23 protein-coding genes and 1 other annotated feature are annotated in these 22,941 nt (G+C 51.5%); of the genes, 11 read left to right on the top strand and 12 right to left on the bottom strand.

All coding sequences use genetic code 11. The annotated features are described in order from the left end of the window. Window positions 1–102: 102 nt before the first annotated feature. From clpB to rluD, 3 genes are all read right to left on the bottom strand, one after another. Window positions 103–2,676: an ATP-dependent chaperone ClpB gene (gene clpB, locus ACLD3P_RS20820; protein WP_411006638.1), complete on the bottom strand. Its 2,574-nt coding sequence runs from the start codon at window positions 2,674–2,676 to the stop codon at window positions 103–105. A gap of 129 nt (window positions 2,677–2,805) precedes the next feature. Beyond that, complete coding sequence (gene yfiH / locus ACLD3P_RS20815) at window positions 2,806–3,537, bottom strand: purine nucleoside phosphorylase YfiH (RefSeq protein ID WP_000992639.1); 732 nt, start codon at window positions 3,535–3,537, stop codon at window positions 2,806–2,808. Beyond that, window positions 3,534–4,514 (bottom strand): 23S rRNA pseudouridine(1911/1915/1917) synthase RluD, encoded by a 981-nt coding sequence (rluD, locus tag ACLD3P_RS20810; RefSeq protein WP_000079130.1) that lies wholly within the window; start codon window positions 4,512–4,514, stop codon window positions 3,534–3,536. The genes yfiH and rluD overlap by 4 nt, the downstream gene beginning before the upstream one ends. Before the next feature lie 131 nt (window positions 4,515–4,645). Between rluD and bamD the strand changes: the two genes are divergently transcribed. From bamD to pheA, 4 genes are all read left to right on the top strand, one after another. Beyond that, window positions 4,646–5,383: an outer membrane protein assembly factor BamD gene (bamD, locus tag ACLD3P_RS20805; RefSeq protein WP_000197660.1), complete on the top strand. Its 738-nt coding sequence runs from the start codon at window positions 4,646–4,648 to the stop codon at window positions 5,381–5,383. Window positions 5,384–5,654: 271 nt separating this feature from the next. Continuing rightward, on the top strand, window positions 5,655–5,993 hold the full coding sequence (raiA, locus tag ACLD3P_RS20800; protein ID WP_000178449.1) for a ribosome-associated translation inhibitor RaiA: 339 nt from the start codon (window positions 5,655–5,657) through the stop codon (window positions 5,991–5,993). Window positions 5,994–6,095: 102 nt separating this feature from the next. Then, window positions 6,096–6,221 (top strand) — a sequence feature (Phe leader region). Continuing rightward, window positions 6,097–6,144, top strand: a complete 48-nt coding sequence (gene pheL / locus ACLD3P_RS20795) for a pheA operon leader peptide PheL (protein ID WP_010989056.1) — start codon at window positions 6,097–6,099, stop codon at window positions 6,142–6,144. It overlaps the preceding feature by 48 nt. 22 nt (window positions 6,222–6,243) lie before the next feature. Further along, window positions 6,244–7,404, top strand: coding sequence for a bifunctional chorismate mutase/prephenate dehydratase (gene pheA, locus ACLD3P_RS20790; protein ID WP_111769073.1), 1,161 nt, complete (start codon window positions 6,244–6,246; stop codon window positions 7,402–7,404). Here the strand turns inward: pheA and ACLD3P_RS20785 are convergent. From ACLD3P_RS20785 to aroF, 3 genes are read right to left on the bottom strand one after another with little or no spacing between them, the layout of a single operon-like run. Then, the gene (locus ACLD3P_RS20785; protein ID WP_131046459.1) at window positions 7,365–8,273 is read right to left on the bottom strand and encodes an SMP-30/gluconolactonase/LRE family protein; all 909 of its coding nucleotides are present in this window, start codon (window positions 8,271–8,273) and stop codon (window positions 7,365–7,367) included. The genes pheA and ACLD3P_RS20785 overlap by 40 nt on opposite strands. Before the next feature lie 57 nt (window positions 8,274–8,330). Beyond that, a complete protein-coding gene (tyrA, locus tag ACLD3P_RS20780) occupies window positions 8,331–9,452 on the bottom strand; it encodes a bifunctional chorismate mutase/prephenate dehydrogenase (RefSeq protein WP_097368562.1) in 1,122 nt (373 codons plus the stop codon). A gap of 9 nt (window positions 9,453–9,461) precedes the next feature. Continuing rightward, window positions 9,462–10,532, bottom strand: a complete 1,071-nt coding sequence (gene aroF, locus ACLD3P_RS20775; protein WP_001168062.1) for a 3-deoxy-7-phosphoheptulonate synthase AroF — start codon at window positions 10,530–10,532, stop codon at window positions 9,462–9,464. A gap of 439 nt (window positions 10,533–10,971) precedes the next feature. On the opposite strand from aroF, the gene ACLD3P_RS20770 reads away from it, so the two are divergent. After that, on the top strand, window positions 10,972–11,490 hold the full coding sequence (locus tag ACLD3P_RS20770) for a YfiR family protein (RefSeq protein WP_001212379.1): 519 nt from the start codon (window positions 10,972–10,974) through the stop codon (window positions 11,488–11,490). Further along, window positions 11,483–12,703, top strand: a complete 1,221-nt coding sequence (gene dgcN, locus ACLD3P_RS20765; protein WP_001030985.1) for a diguanylate cyclase DgcN — start codon at window positions 11,483–11,485, stop codon at window positions 12,701–12,703. The genes ACLD3P_RS20770 and dgcN overlap by 8 nt, the downstream gene beginning before the upstream one ends. Window positions 12,704–12,859: 156 nt before the next feature. On the opposite strand, the gene rplS is transcribed toward dgcN, so the two are convergent. From rplS to ffh, 5 genes are all read right to left on the bottom strand, one after another. Continuing rightward, window positions 12,860–13,207 carry a 50S ribosomal protein L19 gene (gene rplS, locus ACLD3P_RS20760; RefSeq protein WP_000065257.1) on the bottom strand — a complete coding sequence of 116 codons (348 nt, stop codon included), beginning with the start codon at window positions 13,205–13,207 and terminating at the stop codon, window positions 12,860–12,862. Window positions 13,208–13,247: 40 nt separating this feature from the next. Further along, window positions 13,248–14,015: a tRNA (guanine(37)-N(1))-methyltransferase gene (trmD, locus tag ACLD3P_RS20755; RefSeq protein WP_411006637.1), complete on the bottom strand. Its 768-nt coding sequence runs from the start codon at window positions 14,013–14,015 to the stop codon at window positions 13,248–13,250. A gap of 44 nt (window positions 14,016–14,059) precedes the next feature. Then, window positions 14,060–14,608, bottom strand: a complete 549-nt coding sequence (rimM, locus tag ACLD3P_RS20750) for a ribosome maturation factor RimM (protein WP_000043266.1) — start codon at window positions 14,606–14,608, stop codon at window positions 14,060–14,062. A gap of 18 nt (window positions 14,609–14,626) precedes the next feature. After that, a complete protein-coding gene (gene rpsP / locus ACLD3P_RS20745) occupies window positions 14,627–14,875 on the bottom strand; it encodes a 30S ribosomal protein S16 (RefSeq protein WP_000256453.1) in 249 nt (82 codons plus the stop codon). Between the two features lie 252 nt (window positions 14,876–15,127). After that, window positions 15,128–16,489 (bottom strand): signal recognition particle protein, encoded by a 1,362-nt coding sequence (ffh, locus tag ACLD3P_RS20740; protein WP_000460052.1) that lies wholly within the window; start codon window positions 16,487–16,489, stop codon window positions 15,128–15,130. Between the two features lie 165 nt (window positions 16,490–16,654). On the opposite strand from ffh, the gene ACLD3P_RS20735 reads away from it, so the two are divergent. The 3 genes from ACLD3P_RS20735 to ACLD3P_RS20725 all read left to right on the top strand — a co-directional run bounded on the left by ACLD3P_RS20735 (window position 16,655) and on the right by ACLD3P_RS20725 (window position 19,487). Then, window positions 16,655–17,446 (top strand): inner membrane protein YpjD, encoded by a 792-nt coding sequence (locus tag ACLD3P_RS20735; RefSeq protein WP_001537507.1) that lies wholly within the window; start codon window positions 16,655–16,657, stop codon window positions 17,444–17,446. Between the two features lie 19 nt (window positions 17,447–17,465). After that, window positions 17,466–18,752, top strand: a complete 1,287-nt coding sequence (locus ACLD3P_RS20730; protein ID WP_127908301.1) for an HlyC/CorC family transporter — start codon at window positions 17,466–17,468, stop codon at window positions 18,750–18,752. Window positions 18,753–18,881: 129 nt separating this feature from the next. After that, the gene (locus ACLD3P_RS20725) at window positions 18,882–19,487 is read left to right on the top strand and encodes a hypothetical protein (protein ID WP_001528622.1); all 606 of its coding nucleotides are present in this window, start codon (window positions 18,882–18,884) and stop codon (window positions 19,485–19,487) included. Between the two features lie 34 nt (window positions 19,488–19,521). Here ACLD3P_RS20725 and grpE read toward each other — a convergent pair whose 3' ends face one another. Further along, window positions 19,522–20,112 carry a nucleotide exchange factor GrpE gene (gene grpE, locus ACLD3P_RS20720; protein WP_001518875.1) on the bottom strand — a complete coding sequence of 197 codons (591 nt, stop codon included), beginning with the start codon at window positions 20,110–20,112 and terminating at the stop codon, window positions 19,522–19,524. A 122-nt stretch (window positions 20,113–20,234) separates the two neighbouring features. Here grpE and nadK point away from each other — a divergent pair, with 122 nt between their 5' ends. Together nadK and recN are read left to right on the top strand one after the other, a co-directional pair. Beyond that, a complete protein-coding gene (gene nadK, locus ACLD3P_RS20715) occupies window positions 20,235–21,113 on the top strand; it encodes an NAD(+) kinase (protein ID WP_001059155.1) in 879 nt (292 codons plus the stop codon). An 85-nt stretch (window positions 21,114–21,198) separates the two neighbouring features. Then, window positions 21,199–22,860 (top strand): DNA repair protein RecN, encoded by a 1,662-nt coding sequence (recN, locus tag ACLD3P_RS20710; protein ID WP_000880965.1) that lies wholly within the window; start codon window positions 21,199–21,201, stop codon window positions 22,858–22,860. Window positions 22,861–22,941 lie beyond the last annotated feature (81 nt).

Genomic DNA, 22,941 nt, shown 5'->3' with positions numbered 1-22,941 from the left:
GGCTTAAAGCTGAAAGCTTTCCGGAACCCCCAGCCTAGCTGGGGGTTTTCCATAGACAACAAAAACGAGCCCGTCAGGGCTCGTTTTATTCAAATTTGTGACTTACTGCACTGCCACAATACGATCATCATTGGCTTCAAGGCGAATCACTTTGCCAGGAACCAGTTCACCAGACAGGATTTGCTGCGCCAGTGGGTTTTCGATCTGCTGTTGAATAGCACGTTTTAACGGACGCGCCCCGTAGACCGGATCGTAACCGTTGGCGCTCAACAGTTTCAGCGCCTCGTCGGAGATATGGATTTCATAACCACGTTCTTCCAGACGTTTGTACAGACGCTGCAGCTGGATCTGAGCAATAGAAGCGATGTGTTGCTCACCTAACGGATGGAATACCACAACTTCATCAATACGGTTGATAAATTCCGGACGGAAGTTTTGGCTAACCACACCCAGCACCATCTCTTTCATTCGACCATAATCCAGTTCGCCAAAGCGCTCCTGAATGAGATCGGAACCGAGGTTAGAAGTCATAATGACCACCGTATTACGGAAGTCGACCGTTCTCCCTTGCCCGTCAGTCAGTCGACCGTCGTCCAGCACCTGCAACAGAATGTTGAATACATCCGGATGCGCTTTTTCCACTTCATCCAACAAGATGACGGAATAAGGGCGACGGCGCACCGCTTCCGTCAAATAACCGCCTTCTTCATAGCCGACATATCCTGGAGGCGCCCCGACCAAACGAGACACGGAGTGTTTCTCCATAAACTCAGACATGTCGATACGCACCATCGCGTCGTCGCTGTCGAACATAAAGTTAGCCAGCGCTTTACACAGTTCGGTTTTACCGACCCCCGTCGGCCCCAGGAACAGGAAGGAACCAATCGGACGGTTCGGATCGGACAACCCCGCGCGGCTACGACGTATGGCGTTCGATACTGCTTCAACGGCTTCATTCTGCCCGATCACACGGCTGTGTAACTCTTGTTCCATACGCAACAGTTTTTCACGTTCGCCTTCCAGCATTCTGGCAACCGGAATACCGGTCCAGCGTGCCAGCACTTCGGCAATTTCCGCATCCGTTACTTTGTTACGTAACAGACGCATGGTTTTACCTTCCGACTGGGTCGCGGCTTCCAACTGTTTTTCCAGCTCCGGAATTTTGCCGTACTGCAGTTCAGACATTCGCGCCAGATCGCCCACACGACGCGCCTGCTCAATGGCGATCTTCGCCTGCTCCAGCTCCGCTTTAATAGTTTGCGTACCAGAGAGCGACGCTTTTTCCGCTTTCCACTCTTCTTCTAACTCAGAATACTGGCGCTCTTTGTCGTCCAGTTCTTCGTTGAGCATATCGAGACGTTTTTTACTCGCCTCGTCAGACTCTTTCATCAACGCCTGCTGTTCCAGTTTGAGCTGAATAATGCGGCGGTCGAGCCTGTCCAGCTCCTCCGGCTTAGAGTCAATCTGCATACGAATGCTGGATGCCGCTTCATCGATCAGGTCGATAGCTTTATCCGGCAACTGACGGTCGGCGATATAGCGGTGAGACAATGTTGCCGCCGCCACAATCGCCGGGTCAGTGATCTGCACATGGTGGTGCAGCTCGTAACGTTCTTTCAGGCCACGCAGAATAGCAATGGTGTCTTCCACTGAAGGTTCTGCGACAAACACTTTTTGAAAACGACGTTCCAGCGCCGCGTCTTTTTCAATGTACTGACGGTATTCATCCAGCGTGGTGGCGCCCACACAGTGCAGTTCACCACGCGCCAGCGCCGGTTTCAGCATATTCCCGGCATCCATGGCGCCATCGGCCTTACCTGCGCCAACCATCGTGTGCAGCTCGTCAATAAACAGAATGACGTTGCCTTCCTGTTTTGCGAGGTCGTTCAGCACGCCTTTCAGACGCTCTTCAAATTCGCCGCGATATTTCGCCCCGGCCACCAGCGCGCCCATATCCAGCGCCAGTACGCGGCGACCTTTTAAGCCTTCAGGGACTTCACCGTTAATAATGCGCTGCGCCAGTCCTTCAACAATTGCCGTTTTACCGACCCCTGGCTCACCGATTAACACCGGGTTGTTTTTAGTACGACGTTGCAGTACCTGAATGGTACGGCGAATTTCTTCATCACGACCAATTACCGGGTCAAGCTTACCTTGTTCAGCCCGCTCGGTCAGATCGACGGTATATTTTTTCAAGGCCTGACGTTGGTCTTCAGCCCCTTGATCGTTCACGCTTTCACCTCCGCGCATCTGTTCAATTGCCTGAGTGATATTGGCCGTGGTCGCATCGGCTGATTTCAGCAGATCGGTTAACGTGCCGCGAGACTCAAGCGCCGCCAGAACAAACAGCTCTGACGAAATAAAATTGTCCCCCCGTTTTTGCGCCAGCTTGTCGCAAAGGTTCAGTACGCGTACCAGTTCCGAAGAAGGCTGTACGTCGCCGCCGGTGCCTTCCACCTGCGGTAAACGGCTCAGCGCCTGATCGATAGCGGTGCGCAACTGGCCAGCATTAATGCCGGCGGAGGTTAATAAAGGACGTATCGATCCCCCTTCCTGGTTCAGCAAGGCGCTCATTAAATGAAGTGGTTCGATGAATTGATTGTCGTGCCCCAGCGCAAGCGACTGGGCATCGGCAAGAGCAAGCTGGAATTTATTAGTAAGACGATCCAGACGCATAACTCCTCCCATAACAGGTCAAAATTGCTACTGGAGATTAAATGAGGTCATCCCTCAATTATTCAAGGTGAATGACCTGAATTATGTGAAAAGAAAGTTACCCGTACCGGATCGTCTTGATTCTTTAGGTTATATCAGCCAAATAAAACTTGCCATACGACCTGTCGTCTTGTCGCGACGATAAGAGAAGAAAGTCTCACTTTCGCTAAAGGTGCAGCGATCCCCGCCATAGACATGTTCAACGCCGGTATTCGCCAGACGTTGGCGTGCAAGCTGATAAATATCCGCCAGAAATTTTTCCCCGTGCGGCAAAAATGCGCTATCGGCTTGCGCATCTTTTGCTAAAAATGCGTCACGCACTTCCGGCCCCACTTCAAACGCGGTCGGGCCGATCGCCGGACCTAACCAGGCGATGATATTTTCTGGTTTGTCAGCAAAGCAGGTGACAGTTTCCTCCAGTACGCCTTCACATAATCCGCGCCAGCCCGCATGAGCTGCCGCCACTTCTGTTCCCTCACGGTTACAGAATAGCACAGGCAGGCAGTCTGCCGTCATTACCGCGCAGACGGTTCCTGGCGTATTGCTGTAAGACGCATCCGCACGTTTGGAGGCATAAGGTTCTCCGGTAAGCCTCAACACATTTTTACCGTGAACCTGTTCAAGCCAGACTGGTTTCGAAGGCAGATTGCCCGCCGCAAACAGACGCTTGCGGTTCTCTTCAACATGCTCCGGGTTATCGCCGCAATGCGCGCCCAGATTCAGCGAGTCGTAAGGCGGTAAACTCACCCCGCCAATACGGGTAGAACTACAGGCTGCGACGCCTTTCGGCAGCGGCCACTGCGGGACAATCAGTGCATTCATAACCAGTCCACATCATCTTTATGATCTTCGAAATCGGCGCGCATCGCATCGATAAGGTCCACCATATCTTGTGGAATCGGCGCGTGCCACTCCATTTCGATACCCGATACAGGATGGTAGAGACGCAGCATCGTTGCATGAAGCGCCTGGCGGTCAAACTTACGCAGCGTGGAAATAAACTCTTCCGATGCGCCTTTCGGTGGACGTGGACGACCACCGTAGACCTGATCGCCCACTAACGGGTGCGTAATATGCGCCATATGCACGCGGATCTGGTGCGTACGCCCGGTCTCCAGACGCAACCTAAGACGCGTGTGCACACGGAAATGTTCCATAATGCGGTAGTGGGTCACCGCCGGTTTGCCCATGGGATGCACCGACATATGGGTACGTTTGGTCGGGTGACGACTAATGGGTTCATTCACCGTTCCTCCCGCCGTCATATGTCCGATCGCGACCGCTTCATATTCGCGGGTGATCTCGCGCAGCTGCAAAGACTCCACCAGGCGCGTTTGCGCCGGAACGGTTTTGGCCACCACCATCAGCCCCGTCGTGTCCTTATCCAGACGATGCACAATGCCCGCGCGCGGAACATCCGCAATCGGCGGATAATAATGTAGCAACGCGTTCAGTACCGTACCGTCCGGGTTACCCGCGCCAGGATGTACCACCAGATCGCGTGGTTTGTTGATAACCAGAATATCGTCATCTTCATAAACAATATCTAACGGGATATCCTGCGCTTCAAAACGAATCTCTTCGTCAATCTCCGCATCAATAGCCACCCGCTCGCCGCCTAACACTTTTTCTTTTGGCTTATCGCAAAGTTGACCATTGACCAACACGCGTTGATTCAAAATCCATTCTTTTATACGCGAACGTGAATAATCCGGGAACATTTCGGCCAAAGCCTGATCTAAGCGTTGACCGAGTTGGTTTTCGGAGACCGTTGCGGTGAGTTGTACTCGTTGTGCCATATACAGCTTCTTCGTTTAACGTTGGGTTTTACGGCTTTGCCGTTTAATATAGTGTGCTATTGTAGCTGGTCTTAACCGGGAGCAGGAACAGAGAATCTCCCGTAAAACATTTTGAGGAAAGTCAAAACGTCATGACGCGCATGAAATATCTGGTGGCAGCAGCCACGTTGAGCCTGTTTCTGGCGGGTTGCTCGGGTTCAAAGGAAGAGGTGCCCGATAATCCGCCGAATGAAATCTACGCGACTGCTCAGCAAAAGCTGCAGGACGGTAACTGGAAACAGGCAATAACGCAATTGGAAGCGTTAGATAATCGTTATCCATTCGGACCGTATTCTCAGCAGGTGCAGTTGGATCTTATCTACGCCTATTACAAAAACGCCGATTTGCCGCTAGCGCAGGCCGCCATCGATCGTTTTATGCGTCTTAATCCAACGCACCCTAATATTGACTATGTCATGTACATGCGCGGCCTGACGAACATGGCGCTGGATGATAGCGCGCTGCAAGGTTTCTTTGGCGTCGATCGCAGCGATCGCGATCCGCAACATGCGCGGGCGGCGTTCAATGACTTTTCGAAACTGGTACGCAGCTATCCTAATAGCCAGTACACCACCGATGCCACTAAGCGTCTGGTATTCCTGAAAGACCGTCTGGCGAAATATGAATATTCCGTCGCAGAGTACTATACCGCGCGCGGCGCATGGGTTGCGGTCGTAAACCGGGTAGAAGGTATGCTACGCAATTATCCTGATACGCAGGCCACGCGCGATGCGTTGCCGCTGATGGAAAACGCCTATCGTCAGATGCAGCTGAATGCGCAGGCTGACAAAGTCGCGAAAATTATTGCCGCTAACAGCAAAAACACCTGAAGCAATACCAACAAGCAAAACGGCAGCCTTCCGGCTGCCGTTTTTTTATTCGGTATCTGATGCAACAGAAATGATTTCACTGCAACGCATCCAGTCAAATATGGCCTGCTTTCAGCCATTCCTCAAGTAAAAGATCGCTTCTTCCTGCGATGCCTCACAAAAAGTTCGCCTTGACAAAAAGTGACAAAATAATGTGATTTACATCACACATTTTGACATTAAGAACGGTATGCTGGAATCACCAAGACGGGAAAGACAAGAGGTAAAATTTATGACAATGAACATTACCAGTAAACAAATGGAAATTACTCCGGCAATCCGCCAACATGTCGCAGACCGTCTCGCCAAACTGGAAAAATGGCAAACTCACCTGATTAATCCTCATATCATTCTGTCTAAAGAGCCACAGGGCTTTATTGCTGACGCCACCATTAATACACCGAACGGACATCTGGTCGCCAGCGCAAAACACGAAGATATGTATACCGCTATTAATGAATTGATCAACAAGCTGGAACGGCAGCTCAATAAAGTGCAGCACAAAGGCGAAGCCCGTCGTGCCACCGCATCGGTGAAAGATGCCAGCTTCGTCGAAGCAGAAGAAGAGTAGTCCCTTACATTGAGTGTATCGCCAACGCGCCTTCGGGCGCGTTTTTTGTTGACAGGATTAAAACAGTACGAGTACTGTACTTACGTACACAAAGGAAACAGTTATGAAGCTAACCCGGTTTTTCTTCGCATTCTTTTTTATCTTCCCCTGACCGGGAGGCGTTTCGTCATGTGATAAAGAATGCGAAGACGAACAAGAAGGCCTCCCCCACCGGGAGGCCTTTTTTATTGATAACAAAAAAGGCAACACTATGACATCGGAAAACCCATTACTGGCGCTGCGAGATAAAATCAGCGCCTTAGACGAAGAGTTACTGGTCTTACTGGCAAAACGACGCGCGCTGGCGATTGAAGTGGGACAAGCAAAACTACTGTCGCATCGTCCGGTTCGGGATATCGATCGTGAACGCGCGCTGCTGGACAGGCTCATCCATCTCGGTAAAGCCCACCATCTCGACGCACACTACATTACCCGTCTGTTCCAGCTTATCATTGAAGACTCCGTGCTTACTCAGCAGGCGCTGCTGCAACAACATCTGAATAATACTCACCCTCATTCGGCACGTATTGCGTTTCTTGGGCCGAAAGGCTCCTATTCTCATCTCGCGGCGCGCCAGTATGCTGCACGCCATTTTGAGCAATTTATCGAGAGCGGTTGCGCAAAATTCACCGATATTTTTCATCAGGTCGAAACCGGCCAGGCCGATTACGCCGTGGTTCCGATAGAGAACACCAGCTCCGGCGCTATCAACGATGTGTACGACTTATTGCAACACACCAGTCTGTCGATTGTCGGTGAGATGACCGTCACTATCGATCACTGCGTGCTGGTTTCCGGCGCTACGGATCTGAATACCATCGAAACGGTGTACAGCCATCCGCAGCCGTTCCAGCAGTGCAGTAAGTTTTTGAGCCGCTATCCGCACTGGAAAATCGACTATACCGAGAGTACGTCGGCAGCGATGGAAAAAGTCGCGCAGGCGAACTCTCCGCGCGTCGCGGCGCTCGGCAGCGAGGCAGGCGGCATGTTGCACGGTTTACAGGTGCTGGAACGCATCGCCGCAAACCAGACGCAGAATATCACCCGCTTTCTGGTACTGGCGCGCAAAGCCATCAACGTTTCCGATCAGGTTCCGGCAAAAACCACTCTGTTAATCGCCACCGGGCAACAGGCAGGCGCGCTGGTCGAAGCGCTGCTAGTGCTGCGTAACCATAATCTCATCATGACGAAACTGGAGTCGCGCCCCATTCACGGCAATCCGTGGGAAGAGATGTTTTATCTCGATGTTCAGGCGAACCTGGAGTCGCAGGTAATGCAAAGCGCGCTAAAAGAGCTGGGCGAGATCACGCGCTCAATGAAAGTGCTTGGCTGCTATCCCAGCGAAAACGTCGTGCCGGTAGAACCTGCCTGACGTTCAATAAAACGGCTTTTCTTCATCCCTGCGACGGCTACCTGCAGGGTGAAGATGGCGCCGGAGAGCGGATAATCCGCCACTTCCTGAGCAGACATATTTTCTCTGGTAGTTGTAATAAACAGCGTTTTCATGTCTGCGCCGCCAAAACAAACCATCGTCGGACAACGTACCGGCAACCGGTACTCTTCCAGCTGCTCTCCTTGCGGTGAGAAACGCGCCACGCGCCAGCCGTCAAACATCGCGCTCCAGTAGCACCCTTCGCTATCCATCGCCGCGCCGTCGGGAAGTCCTTCTCCTTCGCCAAAATGGCGAAAAAGTTCACGCTTGCCCGGTTCGCCATGTTTATCAAGTAACGTGCGGTATATCACGCCATTCGGCGTATCGGAGGTATACATCCACTGGTTATCCGGGCTGAACGCCAGGCCGTTGTGTCCCTGGATATCGCACTGGATCACTTTTGCCGTCAGGTCATGATTGATCCGCATCAGCAACGCGCCATTATAGTCACCTGGCGCCCAGAACGTTCCGGCATAAAAACGTCCATCGCCATCAGTGCCGCCATCGTTGAAACGCGCCAATTTCGTATTAGAGGGATTGTCGCAAACCTTACGCTGCAATAATCCATTTTTATCGGCCAGCCAGATAGCATGACGCATGGCCACAATAAATCCGCCCTGCTCACGCAAGGCAAAACAGCCCACCTCTTCCGGAAACGCCAGCACGCTATGCGTCCCGCTCGCCGGATGGTAACGATGGATCTCCTGTTCCAGGATATCGGTCCAATACAGCGAGCTTTCATCCTTGCTCCATGTGGGGCATTCTGGTAGATGTCCGACATAATCAAATAAAACGTGCGGCGTAGTCATAACGGTTCCTTAAACGAAAAAAGCCAGCAAAGCTGGCTTTTAGTATAGATGTCATCATTATGGTCGGCTGTCATTCGCCTGACGCAATAACACACGGCTTTCATTCTGGAAACGTCTGGCATAATCGCCAAACCAGTGTTCAACTTTGCGAAAACTGTCGATAAAAGCCTGCTTATCACCCTGTTCCAGTAACCCGATCGCATCGCCAAAACGTTTATAGTAACGCTTGATAAGCGCCAGATTGCGCTCCGACGACATAATAATGTCCGCATACAGTTGCGGGTCCTGGGCGAACAGACGCCCGACCATCGCCAGCTCCAGTCGATAAATCGGCGATGATAGCGCCAGAAGCTGCTCAAGCTGGACGTTCTCTTCCGCCAGATGCAGCCCATAAGCGAAGGTAGCAAAGTGGCGCAACGCCTGGATAAAAGCCATGTTCTGATCGTGCTCGACAGCGCTAATTCGATGCAACCGCGCGCCCCACACCTGGATTTGCTCAAGGAACCACTGATACGCTTCCGGTTGACGCCCATCACACCAGACCACCACCTGCTTCGCCAGGCTCCCGCTGTCCGGACCAAACATCGGATGCAAGCCCAACACGGGGCCATCATGGGCCGCCAACATTGTCTGCAACGGACCGCTTTTCACCGATGCCAGATCGACCAGAATACAGTCGGACGGCAGGGGCGGCAGTTGCGCTATGACCTGTTCAGTAACATGAATCGGCACGCTGACGATCACCATTCCGGCATCGGCAACAATGTCCCTGGCGCGCGGCCAGTCCTGCTGTTCCAGAATACGGACCTGATAGCCCGACAGCGTGAGCATTTTTTCAAACAGACGCCCCATCTGTCCGCCGCCGCCCACAATGACGACCGGACGCAGAGAAGGACAAAGCGTTTTGAACCCCTTATCATTTTCGCTGGAGTAAGATTCACGCATTACCCGGCGCAGGACATCTTCAATGAGATCGGGCGGGACACCGATCGCTTCTGCTTCCGCCCGTCGTGAAGCCAGCATAGAGGCCTCACGCTCTGGCACGTAAATAGGCAGGCCAAAACGGCTTTTCACCTCGCCGACTTTGGCAACCAGTTCCAGGCGCTTAGCCAGTAAATTCAACAACGCTTTATCGACATCATCTATTTGATCGCGTAATGCGGTCAATTCAGCAACCATAACAACCTCTTATGCGACGCGCACCGCCAGCTGGCCGCTCAAATCTTTATGAATTTCACGCAACAGGGCATCGGTCATCTCCCAGCTAATACAAGCATCGGTGACGGAAACGCCATACTTCATTTCGCTGCGCGGCTGTTCGGAAGACTGATTACCCTCATGAATATTACTTTCAATCATTAAGCCAATGATTGAACGATTGCCATCTTTAATCTGCGCAACCACAGATTCGGCAACGGCTGGCTGGCGGCGATAATCTTTATTGGAGTTACCATGACTGCAATCTACCATCAGCGAAGGACGTAGTCCCGCCTGTTCCATCTCTTTTTCACACTGAGCGACATCTGCCGGGCTATAGTTTGGCGCTTTGCCGCCACGCAGAATTACATGGCCATGCGGATTTCCCTGGGTTTGCAATAACGCAACCTGACCGGCCTGGTTAATGCCAACAAAACGATGAGGTTGCGCAGCGGCGCGCATGGCGTTAATCGCTGTCGCCAGGCTGCCATCCGTGCCGTTTTTAAAGCCGACCGGCATAGAAAGACCAGACGCCATTTCGCGGTGGGTTTGCGATTCGGTTGTGCGCGCGCCTATCGCCGACCAGCTAAACAGATCGCCCAGGTATTGCGGGCTGTTCGGATCCAACGCTTCGGTCGCCAATGGCAACCCCATATTCACCAGTTCCACCAGTAGCTGACGCGCTATTTTCAACCCGGCTTCCACATCAAATGAGCCATCCATGTGAGGATCGTTAATCAGCCCTTTCCAGCCGACGGTAGTCCGCGGCTTTTCAAAATAGACGCGCATTACCAGATAGAGGCTATCGCTGACCTCTGCGGCAAGGGCTTTAAATCGACGGGCATATTCCAGAGCGGTTTCAGGATCGTGAATAGAACAAGGACCGCATACCACCAACAGACGCGGATCGCGCCCGGCAATAATGTCAGAAATGATTCCCCGGGACTGCGCTATCTGCGCTTCCTGCGCCAGGCTCAACGGAAAGGCCGCTTTAAGCTGCTCCGGCGTCATTAATACCTGTTCATCGGTGATACGTACGTTATTCAGCGCGTCTTTTTGCATGATGGCGATCCTGTCTTTTCTTGTTTGCGATAGTTGATCCTCCACGAGGATGTTTAAACCATACCACAAAAAGTAAAGATTTCAATCCATATTACGTAAAATAAACTTTACACCATGCGAAATAGTCGATTAAACCCCTTTATTTTGTATCAAAAACTTTACACAACAAGTGAATTATTTTATTCCCAGCCTCAGAAAAGCGGTAAAATGAGCGATGCTCGCTATTTTTTGATTATTTTTTCTCCGCACACATATTTTTACTTTCTGATATAGGGTGATTAATACCATAATCACAAGAATTTAATATCAGGGACGCCAATTAAATTATTCATATTATCAATAAGACATAATGACGATATGGCAAAATAATGTTATTTTGCTACAAACAATCACGGATGTATTTTAATGCTTTACGACTGAAGATGGTGGGGACTTGTTAATGCGTTTTTCTCACCGATTTATCCTTCTGTTATCGCTATTATTAGCCAGCTTGCCTCTGTATGCTCAACGCGTCACGGAAGAAGAGAAATCCGTACGCGCCATCGTCTCCGGTATCGTCAGTTATACACACTGGCCGGCGTTATCCGGGCCGCCAAGGCTATGTATATTTTCATCTGCGCGTTTTGTCAGGGTACTTAGCGAAGAGGCTGACTGGGCTTTCCCTTATCAACCGCTTGTCATCCGTACCACACAAGAAGCCCTGAGCGCCCGCTGTGATGGTTTTTACTTTGGCAATGAATCGCCAGCTTATCAGGTGGAGTTAACGCGTCATTATCCAGTTAATGCTTTGTTATTAATTGCCGAGCAAAATACCGAATGTATTATTGGCAGCGCATTTTGTCTGATCATTAACAATGATGAAGTCAAATTTTCCGTCAACCTGGACTCCCTCTCGCATAGCGGCGTGAGAGTAAATCCAGAAGTATTAATGCTTGCACGGAATCAAAAGCATGAATAAGGAATTTTCTCTGTCCAGGCCAACATTTAAACGCACACTACGGCGGATTAGTATAATCAGCGTGCTGCTTACGATGACATTGATCTGGCTATTAATTTGCGTTGCGTCTGTCCTTACGCTCAAACAGTATGCGCAAAAGAATCTCGATTTGACCGCCGCCACAATGGCCCATAGCCTTGAAGCGGCACTGGTATTTTCCGATAACGCGGCCGCAGCGGAAACGCTCGCCACACTGGGACGCCAGGGACAATTTTCAGCGGCGGAGGTCCGCGATAAAAATGGCCGTACTATCGCCTCATGGCGCTATGATGCGCGAGCCGCAGACGATAAGCTCATCGGCTTAATTAGCCACTGGCTTTTTCCATTGCCGGTATCACAACCCGTCTGGCACAACGGCAGGGCCATCGGTGAAGTACGGCTTGTCGCTCGCGACAGCCTTATTGGTCATTTTATCTGGCTATCGCTGGCAGTGCTGACAGGATGTATTCTGCTGGCATCCGGCATTGCCCTGCTGCTCACGCGTTATTTACACAATGGCGTTGTGGATGCGCTGCAAAATATTACTGAAGTTGTACACGACGTTCGCACTAACCGAAATTTTTCACGCCGGGTACCTGATGAGCGTATTGCGGAATTTCACCTGTTTGCGCAGGATTTCAATAGCCTTCTGGATGAGATGGAAGAATGGCAGCTACGGCTTCAGGCTAAAAATGCCCAGTTACTACGTACCGCGCTGCACGATCCGCTGACGGGGCTTGCCAATCGCGCGGCATTTCGCAGCTGTATTAACGCGCTGATGAAGGACAATTCCGCTCGTAGCAGTTCGGCATTGTTATTTCTGGATGGCGATAACTTTAAATATATTAATGATACCTGGGGACATGCGGCAGGCGACCGCGTACTTATAGAGGTTGCCAAAAGATTAGCGGAATTCGGTGGTAGCCGTTATCAAACTTACCGACTCGGCGGCGATGAATTTGCGATGGTGCTTTACGATGTACATTCGGAATATGAAGTACAACGTATTTGCGCAGCGCTATCCCAGGCGTTTAATCGACCTTTTGAACTGCATAACGGCCAGCGGATAACGATGACCCTGAGTATTGGCTTTGCGCTGACATGGGAACATGCCACTGCCGAAAAACTACAAGAACTGGCCGATCGAAATATGTATCAGGCTAAACACCGGCGTGCGGAACGCTCGCTAAACTAAGGAACGGGCCTGGCCGTTTCTGACTCAGCCTTGAGACCACAGACCCGGCCTAATCATGCAACCGTCTATGGCGTGGAGCAACCCATAAAAAAAGGGGCCAGCGTAATGCCAGCCCCTTCTTTTCTACAAGCTTTCGGATGTTGCGAAAGCGCGTTCTTAGTTAAGACGCTCTTTGATACGAGCCGCTTTACCAGTACGCTCACGCAGGTAGTACAGTTTAGCTTTACGAACAGCACCACGACGTTTAACAGCAATGCTGTCAACTACCGGAGAGTGAGTCTGGAAGACACGCTCAACGCCTTCGCCGTTGGAAATTTTACGAACAGTGAATGCAGAGTGCAGACCGCGGTTACGAATAGCGATAACCACGCCCTCGAATGCCTGCAGACGTTTCTTGGTACCTTCAACAACCCATACTTTCACTTCCACGGTATCGCCCGGACGGAAGGAAGGTACGTTCTGCTTCATCTGCTCTTGTTCAAGTTGCTTAATAATGTTGCTCATAATTTAATCTCTTATCCTGGGTAAACTGATATTCGGGGGCCTATGCCATCCCATCATGTTTATGCTGCTGTTGTGCGTGTTCTGTTTTGAACTCCGCCAGCAACCTTGCTTGCTCTTCAGTCAGAGCCAGGTTTTCCAGAAGTTCAGGTCTTCTAAGCCAGGTTCGGCCCAGCGACTGTTTCAAACGCCAGCGACGTATCTCAGCATGGTTTCCCGACAGCAATACTGGCGGTACTTCTATCCCCTCTAACACTTCAGGGCGCGTATAGTGCGGACAATCCAGCAACCCATCAGCAAACGAATCTTCGATTGCTGATGCTTCATGCCCCAGAACTCCCGGTATAAACCGGGCGACGGAGTCAATCAGCGTCATTGCCGGTAGTTCGCCACCGCTGAGAACGTAATCGCCAATTGACCATTCTTCGTCAATTTCGGTCTGAATTACGCGCTCATCTACGCCTTCGTAGCGACCACACACCAGAATAAGTTTCTGATTCGTGGCCAGCTCGCTAACGCCCGCTTGATCAAGCTTGCGTCCCTGAGGCGACAGATAAATCACTTTAGCGCCTTCACCTGCCGCGGCTTTTGCTGCGTGAATGGCGTCCCGCAAGGGTTGCACCATCATTAACATCCCCGGTCCGCCGCCGTAAGGACGATCGTCCACGGTACGGTGCCGGTCATGCGTGAAGTCGCGAGGACTCCAGCTTTGGATGTTCAGCAGGCCTTTTTTTACTGCCCGGCCAGTTACCCCGTAATCGGTAATTGCGCGGAACATTTCAGGAAACAGGCTAACTATGCCAATAAACACAAGCCAATCCCCATAACGCCATTTATTACCGTTTATTCGGTGGTTTAAAAACCAGGATCCCAGTCTACTTCGATAGTACGAGTAGCGAGATCGACTTTCTTGATAACCTGCCCATCGAGGAACGGTACTAGTCGTTCCTTGATACCAAATGCATCTTTCAGGTTCGCCTTAATGACGAGAACGTCATTCGACCCGGTTTCCATCATGTCGATAACTTTACCGAGATCGTAGCCTTCAGCGGTGACTACCTGGCAGCCCATCAGGTCTTTCCAGTAGTAGTCTCCCTCCTCAAGCGCAGGAAGTTGCGAGGAATCCACGACAATTTCGCAATTCGTCAGAAGATTCGCGGCATCTCGATCGTCAACGCCTTTCAGCTTGATGATCAGATCCTGATTGTGGTGCTTCCAGCTTTCCAGCTGTACCTGCTGCCACTGACCCGCCTTCTGGATAAACCAAGGCTGATAGTCAAAAATGCTTTCGGCGTCTTCAGTGGAGGAAAACACTCTGAGCCAACCACGGATACCGTATGAAGAACCCATTTTCCCCAGTACAACCGGTTCAGCGGGTACTTGTGCGGCGAGTTGCTTGCTCATCATGACCACCGTGACAGATTAAGCTGCTTTTTTTACTTCTTTGATCAGCGCCGCAACGCGATCGGAAATGGTTGCGCCCTGGCCAACCCAGTGAGCGATGCGATCCAGATCCAGGCGGGTGCCTTCTTCTTTTTCGCTAGCGATTGGGTTGAAGAAACCAACGCGCTCAATGAAGCGACCGTTGCGTGCATTACGGCTGTCGGTGACAACAACCTGGTAGAACGGACGCTTTTTAGCGCCGTGACGAGCTAAACGAATAGTTACCATAACATCCTCTTGTGTGAATAAAACAACCGGGCCCCATCGAGGAACGGAGCCCGGCGTCATATTAAAAGCCCGAAAATTTTACTGATTTCTGGGAAAATTGCAATCAACAGTTAATAACTCTGCTGTAGAAGGCCGTCGGCGGCGCAGCGAGTTCGGTGCCGGCGTGCGCGCAGCCACCGCAGCGTACACGCAGTACGTGAGGATGGCGAGCACACCCCGGTGCCGAAATAGCAAGTGAGCCAGGCCGGGAAATTAGCGGCCAGGGAAGCCTGGCGGCATCATCCCCTTCATACTCCGCATCATCTTCGCCATCCCGCCCTTCTTCATTTTCTTCATCATGCGCTGCATGTCGTCGAACTGTTTCAGAAGGCGGTTAACGTCCTGCACCTGCATCCCACAGCCTTGTGCGATACGGCGTTTACGGGAACCTTTGATGATTTCCGGCTTCGCTCGCTCTTTCAGCGTCATCGAATTGATGATCGCCTCCATACGCACCAGCACTTTGTCATCCATCTGCGATTTAACGTTGTCCGGAATCTGCCCCATGCCCGGTAATTTGCCCATCAGACTGGCCATACCGCCCATGTTTTTCATCTGTTTGAGCTGTTCCAGGAAGTCGTTCAGGTCGAAACCGTCGCCTTTCTTCAGTTTGGTCGCCAGCTTTTCAGCCTGTGCGCGGTCAACTTTGCTTTCGATGTCTTCGATAAGAGACAGTACGTCGCCCATGCCGAGAATACGTGAGGCGATACGATCCGGGTGGAACGGCTCCAGCGCGTCGGTTTTCTCGCCGACACCGAGGAATTTAATCGGCTTGCCGGTGATATGACGAATAGAGAGCGCCGCACCGCCACGCGCATCACCATCGACCTTGGTCAGCACCACGCCGGTTAACGGCAGCGCTTCGTTAAAGGCTTTTGCGGTATTCGCGGCATCCTGACCGGTCATCGCATCGACGACAAACAGCGTTTCTACTGGCTTGATAGAAGCGTGGACCTGTTTGATTTCGTCCATCATCGCTTCGTCAACGTGCAGACGACCGGCGGTATCCACCAGCAGCACGTCGTAGAATTTGAGCTTCGCTTCTTTCAGCGCGGCGTTGACGATATCAACCGGTTTCTGGCCGACATCAGACGGGAAGAAATCCACGCCAACCTGCTCAGCCAGCGTTTCGAGCTGTTTGATCGCCGCCGGGCGATAGACGTCGGCAGAGACGACCAGCACTTTCTTCTTGTGCTTCTCGCGCAAGAATTTACCCAGCTTACCGACGCTGGTGGTTTTACCCGCCCCCTGCAGACCCGCCATCAATACTACGGCTGGCGGCTGCGCAGCTAAATTCAGCGTCTGGTTCTCTTCGCCCATCGCCGCAACCAGTTCGCTACGGACAATCTTGACGAACTCCTGCCCTGGGGTCAGGCTCTTGTTAACTTCATGACCAACCGCTTTCTCTTTTACGCGATTGATGAACTCACGCACTACCGGCAGCGCAACGTCAGCCTCCAGCAGCGCCATGCGCACTTCGCGCAGCGTCTCTTTAACGTTGTCTTCAGTAAGGCGCCCACGGCCACTGATATTGCGCAGCGTGCGCGACAAACGATCGGTTAAATTATCAAACATTGTCTCTCGCCTGGGGTGGAAACGGTTGGTCGCCGCAGCGACACAGTTACAGAATTTCGCCACAGTATACCATGAAGCCGTCTTTGTTGTTATGCAACGGTTGGAGCTGCGGTCACGTAACGCTATACTGCTTCTCTTTCTCACTGGTCAACTGTCGACACAACTATGCCCGTTTTTGCTTTACTTGCCCTTGTCGCCTACTCCTTCAGCCTCGCGCTGATCGTTCCCGGACTGTTGCAAAAAAACAGCGGCTGGCGGCGTATGGCTATTCTTTCTGCGGTCATCGCTCTGGTGTGCCATGCTGTCGCGCTGGAATCGCGTATTCTGCCCGGCGGCGACAGTGGACAAAACCTGAGCCTGCTGAATGTCGGTTCGCTGGTCAGCCTGATGATCTGCACGGTAATGACCATTGTCGCGTCGCGTAATCGCGGCTGGCTACTTCTGCCCATTGTCTATGCTTTTGCGCTGATTAACCTGGCCTTCGCCACGTTCATGCCTAATGAATATATTACGCATCTGGAAGCGACCCCAGGCATGATGGTGCACATCGGTCTGTCGCTTTTCTCTTACGCGACGCTGATAATCGCCGCTCTGTATGCGCTACAGCTGGCGTGGATCGACTATCAGTTGAAGAACAAAAAGCTGGCGTTTAGTAATGAAATGCCGCCATTGATGAGCATTGAGCGCAAAATGTTTCATATCACGCAGATTGGCGTCGTACTGCTGACCCTTACTCTGTGTACCGGCCTGTTTTACATGCATAACCTGTTCAGCACTGAAAATATTGATAAAGCCGTGCTCTCTATCGTGGCATGGTTTGTCTATATCGTTCTGCTGTGGGGGCATTACCATGAAGGCTGGCGGGGTCGGCGGGTCGTGTGGTTTAACGTCGCAGGCGCGGGTATTCTGACGCTGGCCTATTTTGGTAGCCGCATATTACAGCAATTTGTAAGCTAAGCTTTTAAAGGAGTTTCCCCTGGAACACATCTCCACCACCACGCTGATTATCATATTAATCATCATGGTGGTCATCTCGGCCTATTTTTCCGGTTCCGAAACTGGAATGATGACGCTAAACCGTTACCGTTTACGCCATATGGCGAAGCAAGGTAATCGCTCGGCAAAACGGGTAGAAAAATTACTGCGTAAACCCGACCGACTGATAAGCCTGGTGCTGATCGGCAATAACCTGGTCAACATTCTTGCCTCGGCGCTCGGCACGATTGTGGGTATGCGGCTTTACGGCGACGCCGGCGTGGCTATCGCCACTGGGGTACTGACGTTTGTCGTGTTAGTTTTTGCCGAAGTCCTGCCCAAAACTATCGCCGCGCTCTATCCGGAAAAAGTGGCCTATCCCAGCAGCTTCCTGCTGGCGCCGTTACAGATACTGATGATGCCGCTGGTGTGGTTACTTAACACCATCACCCGCCTGCTGATGCGTCTGATGGGGATTAAAACGGACATCGTGGTCAGCGGGTCGTTAAGCAAAGAGGAATTACGCACTATCGTGCATGAATCCCGTTCGCAAATCTCTCGCCGCAATCAGGATATGCTGCTATCGGTCCTCGACCTGGAAAAGGTCAGCGTGGATGACATCATGGTACCGCGTAATGAAATTATCGGGATCGATATCAATGACGACTGGAAGTCTATCGAGCGGCAGCTCACCCACTCCCCGCACGGACGCATTGTGCTCTATCGCGATTCGCTGGATGACGCCATCAGTATGCTGCGCGTGCGTGAAGCCTGGCGGTTAATGGCTGAGAAAAAAGAGTTCACCAAAGAGATGATGCTGCGCGCCGCCGATGAAATCTATTACGTCCCGGAAGGTACGCCGCTCAGTACGCAACTGATCAAATTTCAGCGCAATAAAAAGAAAGTCGGACTGGTCGTCAACGAATATGGCGATATCCAGGGGCTGGTCACCGTGGAAGATATTCTCGAGGAGATCGTTGGCGACTTCACCACATCGATGTCGCCGACACTGGCGGAAGAGGTCACGCCGCAAAACGACGGTTCGGTCATTATTGACGGTACCGCCAACGTCCGGGAAATCAATAAAGCGTTTAACTGGCACCTGCCGGAAGATGACGCGCGCACCGTCAACGGGGTGATTCTGGAGGCGCTGGAGGAAATTCCGGTTGCTGGCACGCGCGTGCGCATTGAGCAGTACGATATCGATATTCTCGATGTACAGGAAAATATGATTAAGCAGGTAAAGGTTGTACCGGTAAAACCGCTGCGCGAGAGTATTCTTGAATAACCCTCCTCCTTTCTTAAAACGGCAGCCAATGGTTTGCCGTTTTCCTTGTTAATTAAGATTTTATTCATTCATCTCCTCTCCGGAATAGTGACACAATAAAAACTTATTAATGGAAAGGAAAACCATACTATGTACGATGATTACGTTGTTGAATGGGATCTGGCGTTTGCTGAATATTTAAAAAAGCTGGCCAGCATTTTCTTAAAGGAAACGCCAGATTTATGGCCCAATATCGTCTCCCGCCTCGCCAGCGATCCTGCCAGTTTTGAAGACGACGAGGACGATGACTACGGGATGGTGGAAGTGCTTGATTGCAGTGGCGGTGATTTAGACAATCGTGCATTGTTACAGGCATTCATGCTGGTTCTACGTACTGAAGGCGTTATTGAAGAAATCGATTACAAGGGGGAGGGTGAAGAAGGTCTGCTCGCCACTTTTGCGGCCAATCGTTATTATGACCTGACAAAAGATTTTGCCAGTACAGATGAACTAAAAACGCGACTACTGGCACTCACCAGATATGATGAAATAGGCAAGGTCTGCAAAGAAGGCGACCGTTACGTCGATGAGATATTTGAGCGCATTCAAAGCCAGCTCAACGAACGTGGCTTTCAGATAGCCAGTCTCAATGAAAGCACTGATGCCTATAATATATTTGTTTTACCTATGGATGAGTACGAACAAATAGCTGACTTCAACACGCCGTGGCTGGAAGTGCAGGATTTTTTAAGCTAAAAAAATGGCCGACTTTACATCGGCCATCAGACTTTTACTTCGCCTTCGCTACAGTCACCATCGCCGCGCGAATGGTACGACCGTTCAGCGTATAGCCTTTCTGCATAATACCCAGCACATTGCCTGCCGGAACCTCTTCCGACTCCACCATCGCAATCGCCTGATGCACGTTCGGGTCCAGCGGCACGTTGGTCTCAGCAATCACTTCCACGCCGAACTTACGCACCACATCCAGCATAGACTTCAGCGTCAGCTCAATCCCTTCGACCATTGCCGCCATATCCGGATTGGCTTTGTCTGCGACTTCCAGCGCGCGATCCAGGCTATCGATTACCGGCAGCAATTCGTTGACGAACTTCTCGAGAGCGAATTTATGCGCTTTTTCGATATCCTGTTCAGTACGACGGCGCAGGTTTTCCATTTCCGCTTTGATACGCAACACGGTGTCGCGTTCGCGAGTCTGGGCTTCTGCAAGCTGAACTTCCAGATTCGCAATTTTTTCATCGCGCGGATCCACCTGCTCAGCAGAATCGTTTGGTTCAACTGCCTCAACCTCTTCGTGCTGATCCATGATAATTTCTTCCGGGGCTTGCCCCTCAGGCGTTTTCTGTTCTTTACTACTCATGAATTTCTCCGCGTTTTTTTCGCATTCATCTCGCTAACTTCGCTTATTATGGGGATCAGATTCAGGGTTTCAAGGGAAGTACTCACATTGTCATCAATCTTCGCTACAAGGACCTCAGAAAAATGAATAATCATTTCAAGTGTATCGGCATTGTGGGGCATCCGCGTCATCCCACCGCACTCACGACACATGAAATGCTCTACCGTTGGCTATGCGATCAGGGTTATGAGGTCATTGTGGAGCAACAAATCGCCCACGAATTACAGCTAAAAAATGTACCAACCGGTACGCTGGCGGAAATTGGTCAACAGGCGGATCTGGCGGTAGTCGTGGGCGGCGACGGTAATATGCTTGGCGCAGCGCGTACGCTGGCGCGTTATGACATCAATGTGATTGGCATTAACCGCGGTAATCTTGGCTTCCTGACCGATCTCGATCCGGACAACGCCCTGCAACAATTATCTGATGTGCTGGAAGGGCGCTATATCTCCGAAAAACGTTTTCTGCTGGAAGCGCAGGTCTGCCAACAGGATCGCCAGAAGCGTATCAGCACAGCCATTAATGAAGTGGTGCTGCATCCGGGAAAAGTGGCGCATATGATCGAATTCGAGGTTTATATTGATGAAACCTTCGCTTTTTCACAGCGGTCTGATGGTCTGATCATTTCTACGCCGACCGGCTCCACCGCCTATTCGCTCTCCGCAGGCGGCCCTATTCTGACCCCTTCACTGGATGCCATCACCCTGGTGCCGATGTTCCCGCATACCTTGTCGGCGCGCCCGTTAGTCATTAACAGCAGTAGCACGATTCGTCTGCGTTTTTCGCATCGCCGTAGCGATCTGGAAATTAGCTGCGACAGCCAGATAGCGCTGCCTATTCAGGAAGGAGAAGATGTGCTGATTCGCCGCTGCGACTACCACCTCAACCTGATACATCCCAAAGACTATAGCTATTTCAATACATTAAGCACAAAACTCGGTTGGTCAAAAAAATTATTCTAATTTTACGTTAGCCTCTTTACTGTATAAAAAACCAGTTTATACTGTATTTAATTACAGTCATGGTTTTTCATACAGGAAAACAGCTATGTTGGCGCAACTGACCATCAGCAATTTTGCTATCGTTCGTGAGCTTGAGATCGATTTTCAGAGCGGAATGACCGTCATTACTGGTGAAACCGGCGCGGGTAAATCTATTGCGATTGATGCCCTGGGTCTGTGTCTGGGCGGTCGCGCTGAGGCCGATATGGTCCGTACCGGAGCAACCCGCGCCGATTTGTGTGCCCGCTTTGCACTGAAAGACACGCCTGCGGCATTGCGCTGGCTGGAAGAAAACCAGCTTGAAGAAGGGCGCGAATGCTTACTTCGCCGCGTTATCAGCAGCGATGGTCGCTCACGGGGCTTTATTAACGGCACCGCTGTGCCCCTGTCTCAATTGCGCGAGCTCGGTCAGTTGCTGATTCAAATTCACGGTCAACATGCGCACCAGCAGCTTACCAAACCCGAACAGCAAAAATCGCTGCTGGATAGCTATGCCAACGAAGCCGCTTTAGCGCAGCAGATGGCTGCCCGCTACCAATTATGGCATCAAAGCTGCCGCGATCTCGCCCATCACCAACAACAAAGCCAGGAACGCGCCGCGCGCGCGGAACTGCTGCAATATCAGTTAAAAGAGTTGAACGACTTTAATCCGCAGGCCGGCGAATTCGAGCAAATTGACGAAGAGTACAAACGGCTGGCCAACAGCGGGCAGTTGCTTACGACCAGCCAGAACGCTCTGGCGCTACTCGCGGACGGCGAAGACGTTAACCTGCAAAGCCAGTTATATAGCGCAAAACAACTGGTTAGCGAGCTGGTGGGTATGGACAGCAAGCTTTCCGGCATCCTGGATATGCTGGAAGAAGCCACTATCCAACTCACCGAAGCCAGCGATGAATTACGCCACTATTGCGAGCGTCTGGATTTAGACCCCAATCGCCTGTTTGAACTTGAACAGCGCATCGCTAAACAAATTTCGCTGGCGCGAAAACATCACGTCAGCCCGGAAGCGCTGCCGCAGCTTTATCAGTCACTGCTCGAAGAACAGCAGCAGCTCGACGATCAGGCCGATTCGCTGGAAACGCTGACGCTGGCGGTTAATAAGCATCACCAACAAGCGCTGGAAACGGCGCAAGCGCTGCATCAACAGCGTCAGTTTTACGCTCAGGAGCTGGGGCAGTTGATCACTGAAAGTATGCATTTACTTTCGATGCCGCACGGTCTGTTTACTATCGACGTGAAATTTGATGAGCATCATCTGAGCAACGACGGCGCCGATCGCGTGGAGTTTAAAGTGACGACAAACCCAGGTCAGCCGCTGCAGCCTATCGCTAAAGTCGCGTCTGGCGGTGAACTGTCGCGCATTGCGCTGGCTATTCAGGTGATTACCGCGCGCAAAATGGAAACGCCGGCGCTAATTTTTGACGAGGTCGATGTTGGCATCAGCGGCCCAACCGCCGCCGTGGTCGGTAAACTCCTGCGTCAGCTTGGCGAATCCACTCAGGTGATGTGCGTCACTCACCTGCCACAGGTAGCCGGGTGCGGTCACCAGCACTTCTTTGTCAGTAAAGAAACAGACGGGGCAATGACCGAAACCCATATGCAACCGTTGGATAAACGTGCGCGTTTACAGGAACTGGCCCGCCTGTTGGGAGGAAGTGAAGTTACGCGTAATACGCTGGCAAACGCAAAAGAACTGCTGGCGGCGTAAACTTTTTTACCTCCCGAAGGTCTGAGTTCACAACAAAAACGCCGTAAGACCCGACAGCAAAAGGTTTTAAAGTGATGAAAG

The organism is Salmonella sp. 741265073_HBA (genome assembly GCF_046569105.1).
GTDB lineage: Bacteria > Pseudomonadota > Gammaproteobacteria > Enterobacterales > Enterobacteriaceae > Salmonella > Salmonella enterica.
This window is presented reverse-complemented; position numbering and strand designations above follow the sequence as displayed.

What these genes read in the sequence shown, in the direction of transcription:
- clpB (WP_411006638.1), bottom strand. Translation starts at nt 2,676, where the DNA reads ATGCGTCTGGATCGTCTTACTAATAAATTCCAGCTTGCTCTTGCCGAT.
- yfiH (WP_000992639.1), bottom strand. Translation starts at nt 3,537, where the DNA reads ATGAATGCACTGATTGTCCCGCAGTGGCCGCTGCCGAAAGGCGTCGCA.
- rluD (WP_000079130.1), bottom strand. Translation starts at nt 4,514, where the DNA reads ATGGCACAACGAGTACAACTCACCGCAACGGTCTCCGAAAACCAACTC.
- bamD (WP_000197660.1), top strand. Translation starts at nt 4,646, where the DNA reads ATGACGCGCATGAAATATCTGGTGGCAGCAGCCACGTTGAGCCTGTTT.
- raiA (WP_000178449.1), top strand. Translation starts at nt 5,655, where the DNA reads ATGACAATGAACATTACCAGTAAACAAATGGAAATTACTCCGGCAATC.
- pheA (WP_111769073.1), top strand. Translation starts at nt 6,244, where the DNA reads ATGACATCGGAAAACCCATTACTGGCGCTGCGAGATAAAATCAGCGCC.
- ACLD3P_RS20785 (WP_131046459.1), bottom strand. Translation starts at nt 8,273, where the DNA reads ATGACTACGCCGCACGTTTTATTTGATTATGTCGGACATCTACCAGAA.
- tyrA (WP_097368562.1), bottom strand. Translation starts at nt 9,452, where the DNA reads ATGGTTGCTGAATTGACCGCATTACGCGATCAAATAGATGATGTCGAT.
- aroF (WP_001168062.1), bottom strand. Translation starts at nt 10,532, where the DNA reads ATGCAAAAAGACGCGCTGAATAACGTACGTATCACCGATGAACAGGTA.
- ACLD3P_RS20770 (WP_001212379.1), top strand. Translation starts at nt 10,972, where the DNA reads ATGCGTTTTTCTCACCGATTTATCCTTCTGTTATCGCTATTATTAGCC.
- dgcN (WP_001030985.1), top strand. Translation starts at nt 11,483, where the DNA reads ATGAATAAGGAATTTTCTCTGTCCAGGCCAACATTTAAACGCACACTA.
- rplS (WP_000065257.1), bottom strand. Translation starts at nt 13,207, where the DNA reads ATGAGCAACATTATTAAGCAACTTGAACAAGAGCAGATGAAGCAGAAC.
- rimM (WP_000043266.1), bottom strand. Translation starts at nt 14,608, where the DNA reads ATGAGCAAGCAACTCGCCGCACAAGTACCCGCTGAACCGGTTGTACTG.
- rpsP (WP_000256453.1), bottom strand. Translation starts at nt 14,875, where the DNA reads ATGGTAACTATTCGTTTAGCTCGTCACGGCGCTAAAAAGCGTCCGTTC.
- ffh (WP_000460052.1), bottom strand. Translation starts at nt 16,489, where the DNA reads ATGTTTGATAATTTAACCGATCGTTTGTCGCGCACGCTGCGCAATATC.
- ACLD3P_RS20735 (WP_001537507.1), top strand. Translation starts at nt 16,655, where the DNA reads ATGCCCGTTTTTGCTTTACTTGCCCTTGTCGCCTACTCCTTCAGCCTC.
- ACLD3P_RS20725 (WP_001528622.1), top strand. Translation starts at nt 18,882, where the DNA reads ATGTACGATGATTACGTTGTTGAATGGGATCTGGCGTTTGCTGAATAT.
- grpE (WP_001518875.1), bottom strand. Translation starts at nt 20,112, where the DNA reads ATGAGTAGTAAAGAACAGAAAACGCCTGAGGGGCAAGCCCCGGAAGAA.
- nadK (WP_001059155.1), top strand. Translation starts at nt 20,235, where the DNA reads ATGAATAATCATTTCAAGTGTATCGGCATTGTGGGGCATCCGCGTCAT.
- recN (WP_000880965.1), top strand. Translation starts at nt 21,199, where the DNA reads ATGTTGGCGCAACTGACCATCAGCAATTTTGCTATCGTTCGTGAGCTT.